This is a genomic window from Bacillus sp. AY3-1 (assembly GCF_008368785.1).
In the GTDB taxonomy this organism is placed as follows: domain Bacteria; phylum Bacillota; class Bacilli; order Bacillales; family Bacillaceae_G; genus Bacillus_A; species Bacillus_A wiedmannii.
On the sequence record NZ_QORZ01000033.1, the window covers coordinates 21,358 to 39,133 of the forward strand.

Genomic DNA, 17,776 nt, shown 5'->3' on the forward strand with positions numbered 1-17,776 from the left:
TCTCATTATCTTCTAGTTTTCTTATCGTCAGCAAGGTGACCTTTATACGTACGAGTTGGTGCGAATTCACCTAACTTATGGCCAACCATATCCTCAGTGATGTACACAGGTACGTGTTTACGACCATCATATACAGCGATTGTGTGTCCGATGAACTGAGGGAAGATTGTTGAACGGCGAGACCAAGTTTTAACAACTTGTTTTTGCTCAGATGCAACTAATTTTTCCATTTTGCTCATTAAGTGATCATCGACAAATGGTCCTTTTTTTAAGCTACGAGCCATTTTGGTGCCTCCCTTCGTGATTGGCGTACGGTTCTAGAAATGAACCGTACTACAATCCCATTATTTTTTACGACGACGAACGATGAATTTGTCAGACGCTTTGTTTTTCTTACGAGTCTTGAATCCAAGAGTTGGTTTACCCCATGGAGACATTGGAGACTTACGTCCGATTGGAGAACGTCCTTCACCACCACCGTGTGGGTGATCAACCGGGTTCATTACAGAACCACGAACTGTTGGGCGTTTACCTAACCAGCGAGAGCGACCTGCTTTACCGATTTTGATAAGTTCGTGCTGTTCGTTACCTACTTGACCGATTGAAGCGCGACAAGCAGATAATACAAGACGTACTTCACCAGAAGTTAAACGTACAAGTACGTATTTACCTTCTTTACCAAGTACTTGAGCAGAAGTACCAGCAGAACGAACTAATTGTCCGCCACGACCAGGCTTAAGCTCGATATTATGAACAACAGTACCTACTGGAATGTTGATTAATGGTAATGCGTTACCGATTTTGATGTCAGCTTCTGGGCCAGACATAACTTCCATACCTACTTCTAAAGATTTAGGAGCAAGAATGTAACGTTTTTCACCGTCAACGTAGTTAATTAATGCGATATTCGCAGAGCGGTTTGGATCGTATTCGATCGTAGCAACGCGTCCTGGAATTCCATCTTTGTTACGCTTAAAGTCGATGATACGGTATTGACGCTTATGTCCGCCACCTTGATGACGTACAGTAATTTTACCTTGGTTATTACGACCAGCCTTCTTGCTTAAAGGAGCAAGTAATGACTTTTCTGGTCTGTCAGTCGTGATTTCAGCGAAATCATTCGTAGTCATATTACGACGACCGTTAGTAGTTGGATTATACTTTTTAATTCCCATCTCAATTTCCCTCCTTCTTTAGTAAGAATTAAACACCTTGGAAGATTTCGATTTCTTTGCTGTCAGCAGTTAGCTTAACGATTGCTTTACGACGACGGCTAGTAAAACCAGCGTGACGACCAACGCGTTTTGCTTTCGGCTTGTAGTTCATGATGTTCACTTTTTCTACTTTAACACCAAAGATCGCTTCAAGAGCATCTTTAACTTCTGTTTTATTAGATTTAACGTCCACATCGAACGTGTATTTTTTTTCAGCCATCATTTCCATAGAACGTTCAGTGATAACTGGGCGCTTAATGATATCACGAGGATCTCTCATTATGCAAGCACCTCCTCTACTTTTTCCACTGCCGCTTTTGTCATGATTAGCTTATCATGATGAAGCACGTCTAAAACGTTTACGCCATCAGCAGTGATTACTGTTACTCCAGGGATATTGCGAGCAGATAACTCTACAGATTCGTTTGCATCAGCAGTTACGATAAGAGCTTTCTTCTCAACAGTTAATCCTTTAAGTACTGCTAGCATGTCTTTTGTTTTTGGTGCATTTAACACTAGGTCTTCAAGAACTACAATGTTGTTCTCAACTACTTTAGTAGCTAATGCAGATTTGATTGCTAAACGACGAACCTTCTTAGGAAGTTTGTACGCATAGCTTCTTGGTGTAGGTCCGAATACCGTACCACCACCACGCCATTGAGGAGAGCGGATAGACCCTTGACGAGCACGTCCAGTTCCTTTTTGACGCCATGGTTTACGACCACCACCACGAACTTCAGAACGAGTTTTTACTTTGTGTGTACCTTGACGTAAAGATGCACGTTGCATCATTACAGCTTCGAAAAGTACAGCTTCATTTGGTTCGATACCGAAAATAGCTTCAGCTAATTCGATTTCACCAACCTGTGAACCAGTTTGGTTATATACAGTAACTTTTGGCATTGGAATTCCTCCTTCCTATTGTGAATTATTTGCTAACCTTCACAGCGCCTTGAACAACTACAAGAGATTTCTTAGCACCTGGAACGTTACCTTTTACTAGTAATAAGTTGCGCTCAGTGTCAACTTGAACGATTTCTAAGTTTTGGATAGTAACTTGGTCTCCACCCATACGTCCAGCAAGTTTTTTGCCTTTGAATACACGGTTCGGAGCAACTGGGCCCATTGAACCTGGACGACGGTGATAGCGAGAACCATGAGACATAGGTCCGCGAGATTGTCCGTGGCGTTTGATAACACCTTGGAAACCTTTACCTTTAGAAATTCCTGTTACGTCAACGATTTCACCTGCAGCGAAAACTTCAACTTTTACCTCTTGACCAACCTCTAATCCGTCCACGTCTGCATCGCGGATTTCGCGAATGAAGCGCTTAGGAGTTGTAGATGCTTTAGCAGTGTGGCCTTGTTCAGGTTTGTTAGTTAACTTTTCACGTTTATCTTCAAATCCTAACTGGATTGCATTGTAGCCATCAGTTTCAGTTGTTTTCTTTTGAAGAACAACGTTTGGATTAGCAGCGATAACTGTTACTGGGATTAACTCACCGTTCTCAGCAAATACTTGAGTCATACCGATCTTTCTTCCTAAGATTCCTTTGGTCATGAGTTACACCTCCTACATTTTTAAGTTATATGAATTATAGTTTGATTTCGATATCTACACCAGACGGTAAGTCTAAACGCATTAATGAATCTACTGTTTGTGGAGTAGGACTCACGATATCGATTAAACGTTTGTGTGTGCGCATTTCGAATTGCTCACGAGAATCTTTGTACTTATGAACAGCACGAAGAATTGTGTAAATAGTCTTCTCAGTTGGTAATGGGATCGGACCAGAAACTGTTGCCCCAGAACGCTTAGCTGTTTCTACAATTTTCTCAGCTGATTGATCAAGAATACGGTGATCATAAGCTTTTAAACGGATACGAATTTTTTCTTTTGCCATTATTTTCCCTCCTTCGTTCGCCTATTTCTAAAATAGACCTTCTCCATGGAAATTTCCCCACACCATGCCATGGCAAAGCGGCCGGGTGTGTCAGCAACCTTCCACTTCATCGCAGTCAAAGACCAACATTGTCTATTATACAATGTTATTCGTCTAGATGCAAGCATCTTTTTGTTTGCATCTGCTTTTCTCTACTTTTGCTATTATACATGGCACTTTAAAGAATTTCAAGTTTTCATCTCATAGAATCCGTTTTACAGTTTCTGGATTTTAGTTTTATTGATTTTGTATTACTATAGAAGAAACTCGTCAAAATATAAAAAAATCATTTCATTCATTATATAAATACAAACAAAAAAACCAAGGGAAAATCCCTTGGTTTTTTTATATCAGTTAAGATTACTCAACGATAGTAGCAACTACACCGTAACCTACTGTACGTCCACCTTCACGAATAGAGAATTTAGTTCCCTCTTCGATAGCGATTGGAGCGATAAGTTCGATAGTCATTTCGATGTTGTCACCAGGCATTACCATTTCAGTACCTTCTGGTAATTGGATGATACCAGTTACGTCAGTTGTACGGAAGTAGAACTGAGGACGGTAGTTAGCGAAGAATGGAGTGTGACGTCCACCTTCTTCTTTAGATAATACGAAAACTTCAGCTTTGAATTTAGCGTGAGCTTTTACAGAGCCAGTTTTAGCAAGAACTTGTCCACGTTGGATGTCTTCACGAGCAACCCCACGAAGTAAAGCACCGATGTTGTCTCCAGCTTGAGCTTGGTCAAGAAGTTTACGGAACATCTCTACACCAGTTACAGTTGTAGAAGCATTTTCTTCAGCAAGACCGATGATTTCTACTACGTCACCAACTTTAACGATTCCGCGCTCTACACGACCAGTTGCAACTGTACCACGACCTGTGATAGAGAATACATCCTCGATAGGCATTAAGAATGGTTTGTCAGTTTCACGTTCTGGAGTTGGGATGTAAGCATCAACTTCAGTCATTAATTCAATGATTTTTGCTTCCCAATCAGCTTCTCCTTGAAGAGCTTTAAGAGCAGAACCTTTGATTACAGGAATGTCGTCGCCTGGGAATCCGTATTCAGATAATAGGTCGCGAACTTCCATTTCTACTAATTCTAATAATTCTTCGTCGTCTACCATGTCGCATTTGTTTAAGAATACAACGATGTAAGGAACACCTACTTGACGAGAAAGAAGGATGTGCTCACGTGTTTGAGGCATTGGGCCATCAGCAGCAGATACTACTAAGATACCGCCGTCCATTTGAGCAGCACCAGTGATCATGTTTTTAACATAGTCAGCGTGACCTGGGCAGTCAACGTGTGCATAGTGACGAGTTTCAGTTTCGTACTCAACGTGTGCAGTTGAGATTGTGATTCCGCGCTCTCTTTCTTCTGGAGCAGCGTCGATTTGATCGTATCCGCGTGCTTCAGCACCACCAGCTTTTGCAAGAACTGTAGTGATCGCAGCAGTTAATGTAGTTTTACCATGGTCAACGTGGCCGATTGTACCGATGTTAACATGGGGTTTAGAACGTTCGAATTTAGCTTTAGCCATTCTAAATTCCTCCTTAGTTTATATAGGTTATTTTATATTTAGACTAGAAAGTGAAACTTACGTCCCACTTTCTAAGCTTACATAAGTAGTTATACTTGAACAATCGATAAAAATCAATTATTCGCCTTTATTTTTTTTAATAATTTCTTCAGAAACAGACTTCGGTACTTCTTCATAATGATCAAATGTCATTGAGAATGTTCCGCGTCCTTGAGTGTTAGAACGTAATGCCGTTGCATAACCGAACATTTCAGAAAGTGGAACCATAGCGCGAACAACTTGTGCGTTACCGCGAGCTTCCATACCTTCTACACGTCCACGACGAGATGTTACGTCGCCCATAATGTCACCCATGTACTCTTCAGGAATTACAACTTCAACTTTCATCATTGGCTCAAGAATTACTGGGCTACATTTAGAAACCGCAGCTTTAAGTGCCATAGATGCAGCGATTTTGAACGCCATCTCAGATGAATCGACATCATGGTAAGATCCGTCAACTAACGCAGCTTTAATGTCAACTAGTGGATAACCAGCTAGTACACCATTTTTAAGTGAGTCTTCAAGACCCGCTCCAACAGCTGGGATGTATTCACGTGGAACTACACCGCCGACGATTTTGTTTTGGAATTCAAAACCTTTACCTTCTTCATTAGGTTCAAACTCAATCCAAACGTGACCGAATTGTCCACGACCACCAGATTGACGAGCGAACTTACCTTCAACTTTCGCAGCAGCGCGGAAAGTCTCACGGTATGCTACCTGAGGAGCACCAACGTTTGCTTCCACTTTGAATTCACGGCGCATACGGTCAACGATGATATCAAGGTGAAGTTCACCCATACCAGCGATGATTGTTTGGCCAGTTTCTTGGTCAGTGTGAGCACGGAATGTTGGATCTTCTTCAGAAAGCTTAGATAATGCTGTACCCATTTTATCTTGGTCAGCTTTAGATTTTGGTTCGATAGCTACAGAGATAACTGGCTCTGGGAATTCCATAGACTCAAGGATAACAAGACTCTTCTCATCACAAAGAGTATCACCAGTAGTAGTATCTTTTAAACCTACAGCAGCAGCGATATCACCAGCGTAAACTGTTGAAATCTCTTCACGGCTGTTAGCGTGCATTTGTAGGATACGACCCACACGCTCACGCTTACCTTTAGTTGAGTTTTTCACGTATGATCCAGAGTTTAACACACCAGAATACACACGGAAGAACGTTAACTTACCAACATAAGGGTCAGTCATGATTTTGAATGCTAAAGCTGCGAATGGTTCTTCATCGCTAGACTTACGTTCGATTTCTTCCTCTGTATCCGGAAGAGTACCTTTAATAGCTGGTACGTCTAATGGAGATGGTAGGTAATCGATAACTGCGTCTAACAGAATTTGAACACCTTTATTTTTGAATGCAGAACCACAGATTACTGGGAAGAATTCTACAGAAGTTGTAGCCTTACGGATACCAGCTTTAAGCTCTTCTACAGTGATTTCTTCACCTTCTAGGTACTTCATCATCATTTCTTCATCAAGCTCAGCTACCGCTTCAATAAGTTTTCCACGGTATTCTGCAGCTAATTCTTTGTGCTCTTCAGGAATTTCAACACGCTCGATGTCTGTTCCTAAATCGTTACCGTACATGTAAGCACATTCTTCAACAAGGTCAATGATACCATTGAACTCATCTTCAGCACCGATTGGTAACTGAATTGGGTGTGCGTTTGCTTGTAAACGATCGTGGATTGTTCCTACAGAGTATAAGAAATCCGCACCAATCTTATCCATTTTGTTAACGAATACGATACGAGGTACACCGTAAGTAGTAGCCTGACGCCAAACAGTTTCTGTTTGTGGTTCTACACCAGATTGTGCATCAAGTACTGCTACTGCACCATCAAGTACGCGTAAAGAACGTTCTACTTCTACTGTGAAGTCTACGTGTCCTGGAGTGTCAATGATGTTTACACGGTGACCTTTCCATTGAGCTGTAGTTGCAGCAGAAGTAATTGTGATACCACGCTCTTGCTCTTGCTCCATCCAGTCCATCTGAGATGCACCTTCATGAGTTTCACCGATTTTATGAATACGTCCTGTATAATACAGAATACGCTCAGTTGCTGTTGTTTTACCAGCATCGATGTGAGCCATGATACCAATATTACGAGTGTTTTCTAAAGAGAACTCTCTTGTCATTTGGTGTCTTGCTCCTTCCATATATGGATTGGATTTTTTTATTTTAAGTAGCAAAAAAGCCACTTTATATTGTTACACATGTCAGTATGTCCAGTACCCTCATTATGTAAAACGAGCGCCCAACGAAAGGGAGAGGCATTCTCCCTCTCCACACTTCCATAAGCGACAAATAAAGCGGTTTATGCTTACATTTATTTTACGTTGAATCCTACCAACGGTAATGAGCAAATGCTTTGTTAGCTTCTGCCATTTTATGAGTGTCTTCACGTTTCTTAACAGATGCACCAGCATTGTTAGCTGCATCTAAGATTTCGTAAGCTAGACGCTCTTCCATAGTTTTTTCACCACGAAGACGAGCATAGTTTACTAACCAGCGAAGACCTAAAGTTGTACGGCGTTCTGGACGAACCTCAACTGGAACTTGGTAGTTAGCACCACCAACACGACGAGCACGTACTTCAAGAACAGGCATGATGTTCTTAAGAGCTTGCTCGAATACTTCCATAGGGTCTTTATCTGAACGTTCACGAACGATATCGAAAGCGTTATAAAGAATTGTTTGAGATTTACCTTTTTTACCGTCAACCATCATTTTGTTGATAAGGCGTGTTACTAGCTTAGACTTGTACATTGGATCTGGTAACACGTCACGTTTCGCAACAGGTCCTTTACGAGGCATATTGAGTTCCTCCTTTCATTATAAGTTTATTATTTTTTAGCAGGTTTTGGTCGCTTAGTACCATATTTAGAACGTCCTTGCATACGTTTGTCAACACCAGCTGTATCAAGCGCACCACGAACGATGTGGTAACGTACCCCTGGTAAATCCTTTACTCGACCACCGCGAATTAATACTACGCTATGCTCTTGTAGGTTATGACCGATACCTGGGATGTAAGCTGTAACCTCGATACCGTTTGTTAAACGTACACGAGCGTATTTACGTAACGCTGAGTTAGGTTTCTTTGGAGTCATTGTACCAACACGAGTACATACACCACGTTTTTGAGGTGCAGAGATATCAGTTGATTTTTTCTTTAAAGAGTTGAACCCTTTGTTTAACGCAGGTGATTTAGATTTCCATACTTTATCAGTACGACCATTTCTCACTAATTGGTTAATAGTAGGCATTTGATTATCCTCCCTTCGCATGTTTGTATGACCACATATCCAGGTGGTTCATTATTAGTTGAAAACAAAGTTTTTGCAAGGGAGAGCAAATGCTCTCTCCTCACAAAAACAGTTTTAACTTATTATTCCTATTGCTGAAGCTCCCACTTGAATCCCCGAAACTTTTCCAAGCTTACGAACTGATTCAACTTTGGTTATGGGTATGTTATGTTGCAAGGCGGTACGAATAATCATATGGGTTAACCGCATATCAGCATCTTCCGCAATAACAACTTCTTTAACTATACCATTTTTGATTGCCTCCAATGTGCGTTTATGACCAACGACTACATTTTCAGCATTTGACACTTTTTGATAAGACATATAAATATCCTCCAAAGCATCGTTCAGGAGCAACCTTGATTATAGTAACATTTTGACTCATACAATGTCAACTAGGATTAACTGTTTTTATACAAAATTTACGACGGAAAATTTTACTGTTCCACATAAACTTCATCGTTTTCTACATTCATGTCACCTTGTGTTGTTTTTACAAGATCCACTTTGCGATAACGATTCATACCTGTTCCAGCAGGAACAAGTTTACCGATAATAACATTTTCTTTCAATCCTAGAAGCTCATCGCGTTTACCCTTAATCGCTGCATCAGTTAAGACACGTGTCGTTTCTTGGAACGATGCTGCAGATAAGAATGAATCAGTTTCAAGTGAAGCTTTTGTAATACCAAGTAGAACAGGTCTAGCCGTTGCTGGTTGTTTACCTTTCAGTAACACCTTCGCATTCGCATCAGTAAACTGATGGATATCTAGTAGTGTTCCTGGTAATACATCTGTTTCACCCGCATCACTTACACGAACTTTACGTAACATTTGACGTACCATTACTTCTACGTGTTTGTCACCAATTTCTACCCCTTGCATACGGTATACTTTTTGAACTTCACGTAGTAAGTATTCTTGAACCGCCGTAATGTCCGTTACTTTTAGTAATTCTTTCGGATCAATAGAACCTTCTGTTAACTCTTTACCGTGGCTAATTGGCTGTCCTAGAGTTACTTTCAGACGCGCACCGTAAGGAATAGCATACGTACGAGCTTCAACTTCACCCTGTACAACTACTTCTTGGCGATCTTTAACATCGTTGATCGCTGCGATAACACCATCGATTTCACTGATAACTGCCTGACCTTTCGGATTACGAGCTTCGAAGATCTCTTGGATACGAGGTAAACCTTGAGTGATATCATCTCCGGCAACCCCACCTGTATGGAACGTACGCATCGTTAACTGTGTACCTGGCTCACCGATAGATTGAGCTGCGATAATACCTACCGCTTCTCCTACTTCTACGTCTGTACCAGTTGCTAAGTTACGACCGTAACACTTCTTACATACACCATGGCGAGTGTTACACGTGAACGCTGAACGAATGTTTACAGTTTCAACACCCGAATTTTCAACAATATGAGCGATATCTTCAGTAATTAGTTGGTTTTCACTAACTAATACTTCACCTGTTTCAGGATGTTTTACAGTTTTTCTTGCAAAACGTCCAACAAGACGATCATATAATGACTCAATTACTTCATTACCCTCTTTAATCGCACCAATTAATAGACCACGATCTGTTCCACAATCATCTTCACGGACAATTACATCTTGTGCAACGTCTACAAGACGACGTGTTAAGTAACCAGAATCGGCAGTTTTAAGTGCTGTATCGGCAAGACCTTTACGCGCACCATGCGTAGAGATGAAGTACTCAAGTACTGTTAAACCTTCACGGAAACTTGATTTAATTGGAAGTTCGATAATACGACCAGATGGATTGGCCATCAGACCACGCATACCAGCAAGCTGAGTAAAGTTCGATGCGTTACCACGGGCACCGGAATCACTCATCATGAAGATTGGGTTGCGTTTATTCAAGGATTTCATCAGTTTTCCTTGGATAACATCTTTTGCATTACTCCAAATAGAGATAACGCGATCGTAACGTTCTTCTTCCGTAATTAAACCGCGACGGAATTGTTTAATTACATTATCCACTTTTGCTTGTGCTTCATGGAGAATTTCATCTTTTTCGCCTAATACAAGAATGTCAGATACCCCAACTGTAATACCAGCTTTTGTAGAGTACTTAAATCCTAAGTTTTTCATGCGGTCAAGCATGCGAGATGTTTCCGTAATTTGGAAACGTTTGAATACTTCCGCAATGATGTTACCAAGGATCTTCTTGCTAAATGGCGCCACTTCTTCGCGACTAGCAATAATTTCTTTAATGTTCGCACCTTTTTCAACGAAATATTCCGCTGGTGTTTCTTTTTCAAGGTTTGAGTTTGTTGGTTCATTAATATAAGGGAACGACTCTGGTAAGATTTCGTTAAATATTAATTTACCAACTGTTGTTAATAGAAGCTTACTCTTTTGCTCTTCAGTAAACGTTACATTATTTACCGAACTTGCAGCAACTGCAACACGTGTGTGCAGATGTACATATCCATTTTGGTATGCAAGTATTGCTTCGTTTGCATCTTTGAAGACCATACCTTCACCGATTGCGCCTTCACGCTCAAGTGTTAAGTAGTAGTTACCTAATACCATATCCTGAGATGGAGTAACAACTGGTTTTCCGTCTTTTGGATTCAAGATGTTTTGTGCCGCTAACATAAGAATACGAGCTTCTGCTTGTGCCTCTGATGATAACGGTACGTGAACTGCCATTTGGTCACCGTCAAAGTCCGCGTTGTATGCAGTACATACAAGTGGGTGAAGACGAATTGCGCGACCTTCTACTAATGTAGGTTCAAACGCCTGGATACCAAGACGGTGAAGTGTTGGTGCGCGGTTTAGAAGTACTGGATGCTCTTTGATCACAGATTCTAAAACGTCCCAAACTTCAGGTTGTACACGCTCAATTTTACGTTTAGCACTCTTAATGTTGTGTGCTAAACCTTTTCCAACTAACTCTTTCATAACGAAAGGCTTAAACAATTCAAGCGCCATTTCTTTCGGTAATCCACATTGGTACATCTTTAAGTTCGGTCCTACAACGATTACAGAACGGCCAGAGTAGTCAACACGTTTACCTAATAAGTTTTGACGGAAACGTCCTTGTTTACCTTTAAGCATGTGAGATAGTGATTTTAATGGACGGTTACCTGGTCCAGTAACTGGACGGCCACGGCGACCATTATCGATTAATGCGTCTACAGCTTCTTGTAACATACGTTTTTCGTTTTGAACGATGATGCTTGGTGCACCTAAGTCCAATAGACGTTTTAAACGATTATTACGGTTAATTACACGACGGTATAAGTCGTTTAAGTCAGAAGTAGCAAAACGTCCACCATCCAACTGTACCATTGGGCGTAGTTCTGGTGGGATAACTGGAAGAACATCTAGGATCATCCAAGATGGGTGATTTCCAGAGTTACGGAATGCTTCTAATACTTCTAGACGTTTAATAGCACGAGTACGGCGTTGTCCTTGCGCTGTTTTTAATTCTTCTTTTAAGAAGTCTACTTCTTTATCTAAATCGATGTCTTGTAGTAGCTTTTTAATCGCTTCCGCACCCATAGCAGCTTGGAATGTGCTACCATATCGATCACGATATGCACGGTATTCTTTTTCAGAAAGTAATTGCTTCTTATCAAGTGGTGTATCTCCACTTTCTGTTACAACATAAGAAGCGAAATAAATTACTTCTTCAAGCGCGCGAGGGGACATGTCTAAGACAAGTCCCATGCGGCTCGGGATACCTTTGAAATACCAAATATGAGATACAGGAGCAGCTAATTCGATATGACCCATACGTTCACGACGAACTTTTGCACGCGTTACTTCAACGCCACATCGATCACAAACTACACCTTTATAACGTACACGTTTGTATTTTCCGCAATGACATTCCCAGTCCTTTTGTGGTCCGAAAATACGCTCACAGAACAAGCCATCTTTTTCAGGCTTTAACGTACGATAGTTAATTGTTTCTGGTTTCTTAACTTCACCGTATGACCAAGAACGAATCTTGTCAGGTGAAGCAAGTCCAATCTTCATATATTCAAAGTTATTTACATCTATCAAGGGGCCTACCTCCCTTTTAGTCTACAGGTTATCCCAATTATTCTTTAGTTGTCTCAACTTCGACATTCAATTTATCTGCTGATTGATGATCATCGTCATCTTCTGTATCACGCATTTCAATTTCTTTATCGTCGCTAGACATCATTTTAACGTCCATACCTAAACTTTGCAGCTCTTTAATCAATACTTTGAATGATTCAGGAACGCCTGGTTCTGGAACATTTTCGCCTTTAACAATTGCTTCATACGTCTTAACACGTCCAACAACATCATCAGACTTCACTGTTAAGATTTCTTGAAGAGTATAAGCAGCACCGTAAGCTTCAAGTGCCCAAACCTCCATCTCACCGAAACGCTGTCCACCGAACTGAGCTTTACCTCCAAGAGGCTGCTGCGTTACAAGTGAGTATGGTCCAGTAGAACGAGCATGAAGTTTATCGTCAACCATGTGCGCAAGTTTGATCATATACATGACACCAACAGATACGCGGTTATCGAATGGTTCACCAGTACGTCCGTCATACAGGATTGTTTTCGCGTCATTTGCCATACCAGCTTCTTCAATCGTGCCCCAAACATCTTCCTCACGAGCACCATCGAATACTGGTGTTGCAATGTGAATACCAAGGTATCTTGCTGCCATACCAAGATGAAGCTCTAATACCTGACCGATATTCATACGAGATGGTACCCCTAATGGGTTTAACATGATATCGATTGGCGTACCGTCTGGTAAGTAAGGCATATCTTCTTCTGGTAAAATACGAGAGATAACACCTTTGTTACCGTGACGTCCGGCCATCTTGTCACCTTCAGAGATTTTACGTTTTTGAACGATATATGCACGTACAAGTTGATTCACGCCTGGTGGCAATTCATCGCCATCTTCACGGTTGAATACTTTTACATCTAAGATAATACCGCCACCACCGTGTGGTACACGTAGTGATGTATCACGTACTTCACGTGCTTTTTCTCCAAAGATAGCATGTAATAGACGTTCTTCAGCTGTTAATTCTGTTACACCTTTAGGTGTTACTTTACCAACAAGTAAATCTCCATCTTTTACTTCCGCACCAACGCGAATGATACCGCGCTCGTCAAGGTTGCGTAATGCATCTTCCCCAACGTTTGGAATGTCACGTGTAATTTCTTCTGGTCCAAGCTTCGTATCACGAGCTTCTGACTCATATTCTTCAATATGAATAGAAGTGTACACATCATCTTTTACAAGGCGCTCACTCATAATGATCGCATCCTCGTAGTTATAACCGTCCCAAGTCATGAAGCCAACAAGCACGTTACGTCCAAGTGCTAGTTCACCTAATTCCATAGAAGGACCATCCGCAAGAATCTCGCCTTTTACAACTTCATTTCCAACACTTACGATTGGACGTTGGTTGTAGCAAGTTCCTTGGTTAGAACGAATGAATTTTTGCATTTTGTAGCGATCTAAGTCGCCTTTTACTGTTTGACCGTCAACTTCTACATAGCGACGTACCCAAACTTCACGTGCTTCTACGCGTTCAACAACACCAGGATGTTTACAGATTACTGCAGCACCTGAGTCTTTTGCTGATACGTACTCCATACCTGTACCTACAATCGGAGATTCCGGATTCATTAACGGAACCGCCTGACGTTGCATGTTCGCTCCCATAAGTGCGCGGTTAGAGTCATCGTTTTCTAAGAACGGAATACAAGCTGTCGCTGCCGAAACTACTTGTTTTGGAGATACATCCATGTAGTCGATGCGTTCTTTATTTGTGACAATGTTTTCACCACGGAAACGAGCTACGATATCTTCGCTAAGGAATTCTCCTTCTTCAGATAATTTCATATTCGCTTGGGCTACAACATAATTATCTTCTTCATCTGCTGTTAAGTAATCAACCTGCCCTGTTACAAGACCAGATTCTGGATCAACACGACGGTATGGTGTTTCAATGAAACCAAACTCATTTACTTTCGCGAACGATGATAATGAGTTAATTAAACCGATGTTTGGTCCCTCTGGTGTTTCAATCGGACACATACGACCATAGTGAGAGTAGTGAACGTCACGTACTTCAAAGCCTGCGCGCTCACGCGTTAAACCACCGGGTCCTAATGCAGATAGTCTTCGTTTGTGAGTTAACTCTGCTAATGGGTTTGTTTGATCCATGAACTGAGATAACTGAGAACTTCCGAAGAACTCTTTAATAGATGCAATAACCGGGCGAATGTTAATTAACGCTTGTGGTGTAATTGCATTTGTATCTTGAATCGACATTCTCTCACGAACAACACGTTCCATACGAGAAAGACCGATACGGAATTGATTTTGTAATAGTTCTCCAACAGAACGCAGACGACGGTTTCCTAAATGGTCGATATCATCTGTATCCCCCACTTTGTATAGTAGGTTGAAGAAGTAACTGATAGAAGCAAGGATATCACCTGGTGTGATGTGTTTTACATCACGAGTAATATTTGCATTACCAATTACATTAATTACGCGTTCGCCTTCTGACTCAGGAGCATAAATCTTAATAGATTGCAGCTCAACATCGCCTTCTACCACTCCACCCATTGGTTTCGCTGTTTTGAATCCAATGTTTTTCTCTAAGTAAGGTAAAATGCGATCAAGTGTACGACGATCTAAGATTGTTCCTTCCGCCGCTAAAATTTCACCAGTTTCTGGATCCACTAATGTTTCAGCTAAACGTTGATTAAACAATCTGTTTTTAATGTGTAACTTCTTGTTGATCTTATAGCGACCTACATTTGCTAAATCGTAGCGCTTTGGATCGAAGAAACGAGACACAAGTAAGCTCTTAGCATTTTCTACTGTTGGTGGTTCACCAGGACGTAGACGCTCATAAATTTCAAGCAATGCTTTTTCTGTGCTATCTGTGTTGTCTTTTTCTAATGTGTTGCTTAAGTATTCGTTATCACCTAAAAGCTCGGTGATTTCTTGATCAGAGCCAAACCCTAATGCGCGTAACAAAACAGTTACAGGAAGTTTACGCGTACGGTCAATACGCACATATACAACATCCTTAGCATCTGTCTCATACTCTAACCAAGCTCCGCGGTTTGGAATTACAGTAGCAGTAAAACCACGTTTTCCGTTTTTATCCACTTTGCCACTATAGTATACGCTTGGAGAGCGAACTAACTGGGAAACGATAACACGTTCTGCACCGTTAATTACGAATGTTCCAGTCTCTGTCATGAGTGGGAAATCTCCCATGAACACATCTTGTTCTTTTACTTCACCAGTTTCCTTGTTGATTAGACGCACTTTTACACGAAGTGGTGCTGCATACGTCACATCACGCTCTTTGCATTCGTCTACAGAGTATTTAGGTTCACCTAAGCTGTAGTCGATAAATTCAAGCGATAGATTTCCCGTAAAGTCTTCGATCGGAGAAATGTCCTGGAACATTTCTCGCAAACCCTCATCAAGAAACCACTGATAAGAAGAGGTTTGAATTTCGATAAGATTTGGTAACTCTAATACTTCACTAATACGGGCATAACTTCTTCGTTGGCGGTGGCGTCCGTATTGAACTAGTTGACCTGTCAACTGCTTCACCCCTCAAATCATGAGTATTATAAATGCACAAAAAAATTTGTGCAAAATCACAAATAAATACAACTACTGCTATTAGCGTAGTTTTTTTCTCTTAAAGATAAATACGTTGAGTCTTTCTACCTGCTCAAAAAAGAAAAATGGCTTCTATAAGAAAACCATCATTCTGTTTCATAATCTGCTGATTTTACTATCTTTTCCAAGAGAAACAAAAATATACATCTTTCTCAACGCAGAAAATCATATATTGGCATTGTATAATGTTAACATAGCCAAAAATAACCGTCAACGTTTTTTTGATTTTATGATATAATATCCTTTTTTCTTTTCTACAACTTCGACTTCAGAAAATACTTCCTCTAGTTTCTTCAGCGCAGATGGTGCACCTTGCTTCTTTTGAATAACAATCCACAACTCTCCACCTGGAACTAAATACTCTACAGCCTTTTCTAAAATCTCACGCACGATATCTTTACCTGCACGAATTGGAGGATTAGATAGAATAGCAGCATACATACCATCTACATTTTCATAGACGCTACTTTGAAAAATGTGTACATTTCCAATTCTATTGTTAGCGGCGTTTTCTTTCGCAAGCTCAAGCGCCCTTTCATTCACATCCACCATGTGAACTTTACGGTCTTGAAACTCTTTCGCCAACGATAAACCAATTGGTCCATATCCACAACCTACGTCTAATATATCACCTTTAATATCTGGCACTTGAAACGCTTCAATTAAAAGACGAGAACCAAAGTCCACTTCGTTTTTCGAGAACACCCCACGGTCAGATAAGAAAGTAAATCGAGATCCACGAAGTGTAAATTCCCATCGCTTACGATCACTTTTACTAGAAGGGTCGTTAGAAAAATAATGGTCTGCCATATGGCCACCTCTTTTCTTTACAGTTAAAAAAAAAGCTCGCATGAGAGCGAGCTTTTTTTAAAGCATCAAAAGTTAATTACTTAACTTCTACAGCAGCGCCAACTTCTTCAAGTTTAGCTTTCATTTCTTCAGCTTCCTCTTTAGAAACGCCTTCTTTGATTGCTTTTGGAGTGTTGTCAACTAATTCTTTAGCTTCTTTTAAGCCAAGACCAGTGATTTCACGTACAGCTTTGATAACTTTGATTTTTTGAGCGCCAGCACTTGCAAGTACTACGTCAAATTCAGTTTTCTCAGCAGCAGCTTCACCAGCGCCACCAGCTACAGCTACAGGAGCAGCAGCAGTTACGCCGAATTCTTCCTCGATAGCTTTTACTAAGTCGTTAAGTTCTAATACAGTCATAGATTTAACTGCTTCAATGATTTGTTCTTTAGTCATTGTAAATATCCTCCCTTAAATAGGTTTGTATTGTTTTATAGATAACAAGTAATTATCTTTTAAAAAATTAAGCGCCTTGCTCTTCCTTTTGTTCTGCAACTGCTTTAGTAGCAAGTGCAAGGTTACGGATTGGAGCTTGAAGAACGCTAAGAAGCATAGAAAGTAAGCCTTCACGTGATGGAAGAGTAGCGATAGCTTTAACCTCATCAAGTGTTACAAGTTTACCTTCGATTACACCAGCTTTAATTTCTAAAGCTTCATGTTTTGTAGCGAAGTCGTTTAATACTTTCGCAGGAGCAACTACATCCTCGTTACTGAACGCGATTGCGTTTGGTCCTGTTAAGAATTCGTTTAACTCAGCCATTTCAGCAGACTCTGCAGCACGACGAGTTAAAGAGTTTTTGTAAACTTTGAACTCAACGCCAGCTTCACGTAAGTTTTTACGTAATTCTGTTACTTCAGAAACTGTTAAACCACGGTAGTCAACAACGATTGTAGATTTACTTCCGCGAAGTTTGTCCGCGATTTCATTTACAACTTGTTGTTTAGTTTCGATTACTTTGCTCATGTTATTACACCTCCTGTAGATTATATAGAAGATGTACCGAAAGTGCACTAAAAACCTCCATGCCCAACTTGTAGACATGGAGGCATATAGTCACAGAAAAAATTTCCGTTTCGTATATTAACACCTAGGTAGGAAATTAAGTCTATTGACACCTACTGTCTACGGTACACTAATTAAATTCACAACATAA

The 17,776-nt window shown here is 40.7% G+C and carries 16 protein-coding genes and 1 other annotated feature; all 16 genes read right to left on the minus strand.

Going from position 1 to position 17,776, the window contains the following annotated elements; all coding sequences use genetic code 11:
• Window positions 1-5: 5 nt before the first annotated feature.
• The 16 genes from rpsS to rplJ all read right to left on the minus strand — a co-directional run bounded on the left by rpsS (window position 6) and on the right by rplJ (window position 17,586).
• Window positions 6-284 carry a 30S ribosomal protein S19 gene (gene rpsS, locus DN389_RS26685; protein WP_000124454.1) on the minus strand — a complete coding sequence of 93 codons (279 nt, stop codon included), beginning with the start codon at window positions 282-284 and terminating at the stop codon, window positions 6-8.
• Between the two features lie 60 nt (window positions 285-344).
• The gene (gene rplB / locus DN389_RS26690; protein ID WP_000511583.1) at window positions 345-1,175 is read right to left on the minus strand and encodes a 50S ribosomal protein L2; all 831 of its coding nucleotides are present in this window, start codon (window positions 1,173-1,175) and stop codon (window positions 345-347) included.
• A 28-nt stretch (window positions 1,176-1,203) separates the two neighbouring features.
• On the minus strand, window positions 1,204-1,494 hold the full coding sequence (gene rplW, locus DN389_RS26695; RefSeq protein WP_001205558.1) for a 50S ribosomal protein L23: 291 nt from the start codon (window positions 1,492-1,494) through the stop codon (window positions 1,204-1,206).
• Window positions 1,494-2,117 (minus strand): 50S ribosomal protein L4, encoded by a 624-nt coding sequence (rplD, locus tag DN389_RS26700; protein ID WP_001127258.1) that lies wholly within the window; start codon window positions 2,115-2,117, stop codon window positions 1,494-1,496. Before rplD ends, rplW begins: the two co-directional genes overlap by 1 nt.
• A gap of 25 nt (window positions 2,118-2,142) precedes the next feature.
• Window positions 2,143-2,775 carry a 50S ribosomal protein L3 gene (rplC, locus tag DN389_RS26705; protein ID WP_000160209.1) on the minus strand — a complete coding sequence of 211 codons (633 nt, stop codon included), beginning with the start codon at window positions 2,773-2,775 and terminating at the stop codon, window positions 2,143-2,145.
• A 34-nt stretch (window positions 2,776-2,809) separates the two neighbouring features.
• On the minus strand, window positions 2,810-3,118 hold the full coding sequence (rpsJ, locus tag DN389_RS26710) for a 30S ribosomal protein S10 (protein ID WP_001040595.1): 309 nt from the start codon (window positions 3,116-3,118) through the stop codon (window positions 2,810-2,812).
• A 399-nt stretch (window positions 3,119-3,517) separates the two neighbouring features.
• Window positions 3,518-4,705: an elongation factor Tu gene (gene tuf, locus DN389_RS26715; RefSeq protein WP_001029617.1), complete on the minus strand. Its 1,188-nt coding sequence runs from the start codon at window positions 4,703-4,705 to the stop codon at window positions 3,518-3,520.
• A gap of 117 nt (window positions 4,706-4,822) precedes the next feature.
• The gene (fusA, locus tag DN389_RS26720; protein ID WP_000196382.1) at window positions 4,823-6,901 is read right to left on the minus strand and encodes an elongation factor G; all 2,079 of its coding nucleotides are present in this window, start codon (window positions 6,899-6,901) and stop codon (window positions 4,823-4,825) included.
• A gap of 208 nt (window positions 6,902-7,109) precedes the next feature.
• The gene (gene rpsG, locus DN389_RS26725) at window positions 7,110-7,580 is read right to left on the minus strand and encodes a 30S ribosomal protein S7 (protein ID WP_001137489.1); all 471 of its coding nucleotides are present in this window, start codon (window positions 7,578-7,580) and stop codon (window positions 7,110-7,112) included.
• A gap of 29 nt (window positions 7,581-7,609) precedes the next feature.
• Entirely contained in the window at window positions 7,610-8,032 is a 423-nt protein-coding gene (gene rpsL / locus DN389_RS26730; protein ID WP_001142341.1) for a 30S ribosomal protein S12, read from the minus strand.
• A 114-nt stretch (window positions 8,033-8,146) separates the two neighbouring features.
• Entirely contained in the window at window positions 8,147-8,395 is a 249-nt protein-coding gene (locus tag DN389_RS26735; protein WP_000121828.1) for a 50S ribosomal protein L7ae-like protein, read from the minus strand.
• A gap of 113 nt (window positions 8,396-8,508) precedes the next feature.
• Window positions 8,509-12,120, minus strand: coding sequence for a DNA-directed RNA polymerase subunit beta' (gene rpoC, locus DN389_RS26740; protein WP_000567950.1), 3,612 nt, complete (start codon window positions 12,118-12,120; stop codon window positions 8,509-8,511).
• A gap of 37 nt (window positions 12,121-12,157) precedes the next feature.
• Window positions 12,158-15,691: a DNA-directed RNA polymerase subunit beta gene (rpoB, locus tag DN389_RS26745; RefSeq protein ID WP_000147550.1), complete on the minus strand. Its 3,534-nt coding sequence runs from the start codon at window positions 15,689-15,691 to the stop codon at window positions 12,158-12,160.
• Window positions 15,692-15,982: 291 nt separating this feature from the next.
• On the minus strand, window positions 15,983-16,582 hold the full coding sequence (locus DN389_RS26750) for a class I SAM-dependent methyltransferase (protein ID WP_149237770.1): 600 nt from the start codon (window positions 16,580-16,582) through the stop codon (window positions 15,983-15,985).
• A gap of 76 nt (window positions 16,583-16,658) precedes the next feature.
• Window positions 16,659-17,018, minus strand: coding sequence for a 50S ribosomal protein L7/L12 (gene rplL, locus DN389_RS26755; RefSeq protein ID WP_000159737.1), 360 nt, complete (start codon window positions 17,016-17,018; stop codon window positions 16,659-16,661).
• Window positions 17,019-17,085: 67 nt separating this feature from the next.
• Window positions 17,086-17,586 (minus strand): 50S ribosomal protein L10, encoded by a 501-nt coding sequence (rplJ, locus tag DN389_RS26760; protein ID WP_098190937.1) that lies wholly within the window; start codon window positions 17,584-17,586, stop codon window positions 17,086-17,088.
• A gap of 39 nt (window positions 17,587-17,625) precedes the next feature.
• Window positions 17,626-17,769 (minus strand) — a sequence feature (ribosomal protein L10 leader region).
• Window positions 17,770-17,776: the final 7 nt, after the last annotated feature.

What these genes read in the sequence shown, in the direction of transcription:
- rpsS (WP_000124454.1), bottom strand. Translation starts at nt 284, where the DNA reads ATGGCTCGTAGCTTAAAAAAAGGACCATTTGTCGATGATCACTTAATG.
- rplB (WP_000511583.1), bottom strand. Translation starts at nt 1,175, where the DNA reads ATGGGAATTAAAAAGTATAATCCAACTACTAACGGTCGTCGTAATATG.
- rplW (WP_001205558.1), bottom strand. Translation starts at nt 1,494, where the DNA reads ATGAGAGATCCTCGTGATATCATTAAGCGCCCAGTTATCACTGAACGT.
- rplD (WP_001127258.1), bottom strand. Translation starts at nt 2,117, where the DNA reads ATGCCAAAAGTTACTGTATATAACCAAACTGGTTCACAGGTTGGTGAA.
- rplC (WP_000160209.1), bottom strand. Translation starts at nt 2,775, where the DNA reads ATGACCAAAGGAATCTTAGGAAGAAAGATCGGTATGACTCAAGTATTT.
- rpsJ (WP_001040595.1), bottom strand. Translation starts at nt 3,118, where the DNA reads ATGGCAAAAGAAAAAATTCGTATCCGTTTAAAAGCTTATGATCACCGT.
- tuf (WP_001029617.1), bottom strand. Translation starts at nt 4,705, where the DNA reads ATGGCTAAAGCTAAATTCGAACGTTCTAAACCCCATGTTAACATCGGT.
- fusA (WP_000196382.1), bottom strand. Translation starts at nt 6,901, where the DNA reads ATGACAAGAGAGTTCTCTTTAGAAAACACTCGTAATATTGGTATCATG.
- rpsG (WP_001137489.1), bottom strand. Translation starts at nt 7,580, where the DNA reads ATGCCTCGTAAAGGACCTGTTGCGAAACGTGACGTGTTACCAGATCCA.
- rpsL (WP_001142341.1), bottom strand. Translation starts at nt 8,032, where the DNA reads ATGCCTACTATTAACCAATTAGTGAGAAATGGTCGTACTGATAAAGTA.
- DN389_RS26735 (WP_000121828.1), bottom strand. Translation starts at nt 8,395, where the DNA reads ATGTCTTATCAAAAAGTGTCAAATGCTGAAAATGTAGTCGTTGGTCAT.
- DN389_RS26750 (WP_149237770.1), bottom strand. Translation starts at nt 16,582, where the DNA reads ATGGCAGACCATTATTTTTCTAACGACCCTTCTAGTAAAAGTGATCGT.
- rplL (WP_000159737.1), bottom strand. Translation starts at nt 17,018, where the DNA reads ATGACTAAAGAACAAATCATTGAAGCAGTTAAATCTATGACTGTATTA.
- rplJ (WP_098190937.1), bottom strand. Translation starts at nt 17,586, where the DNA reads ATGAGCAAAGTAATCGAAACTAAACAACAAGTTGTAAATGAAATCGCG.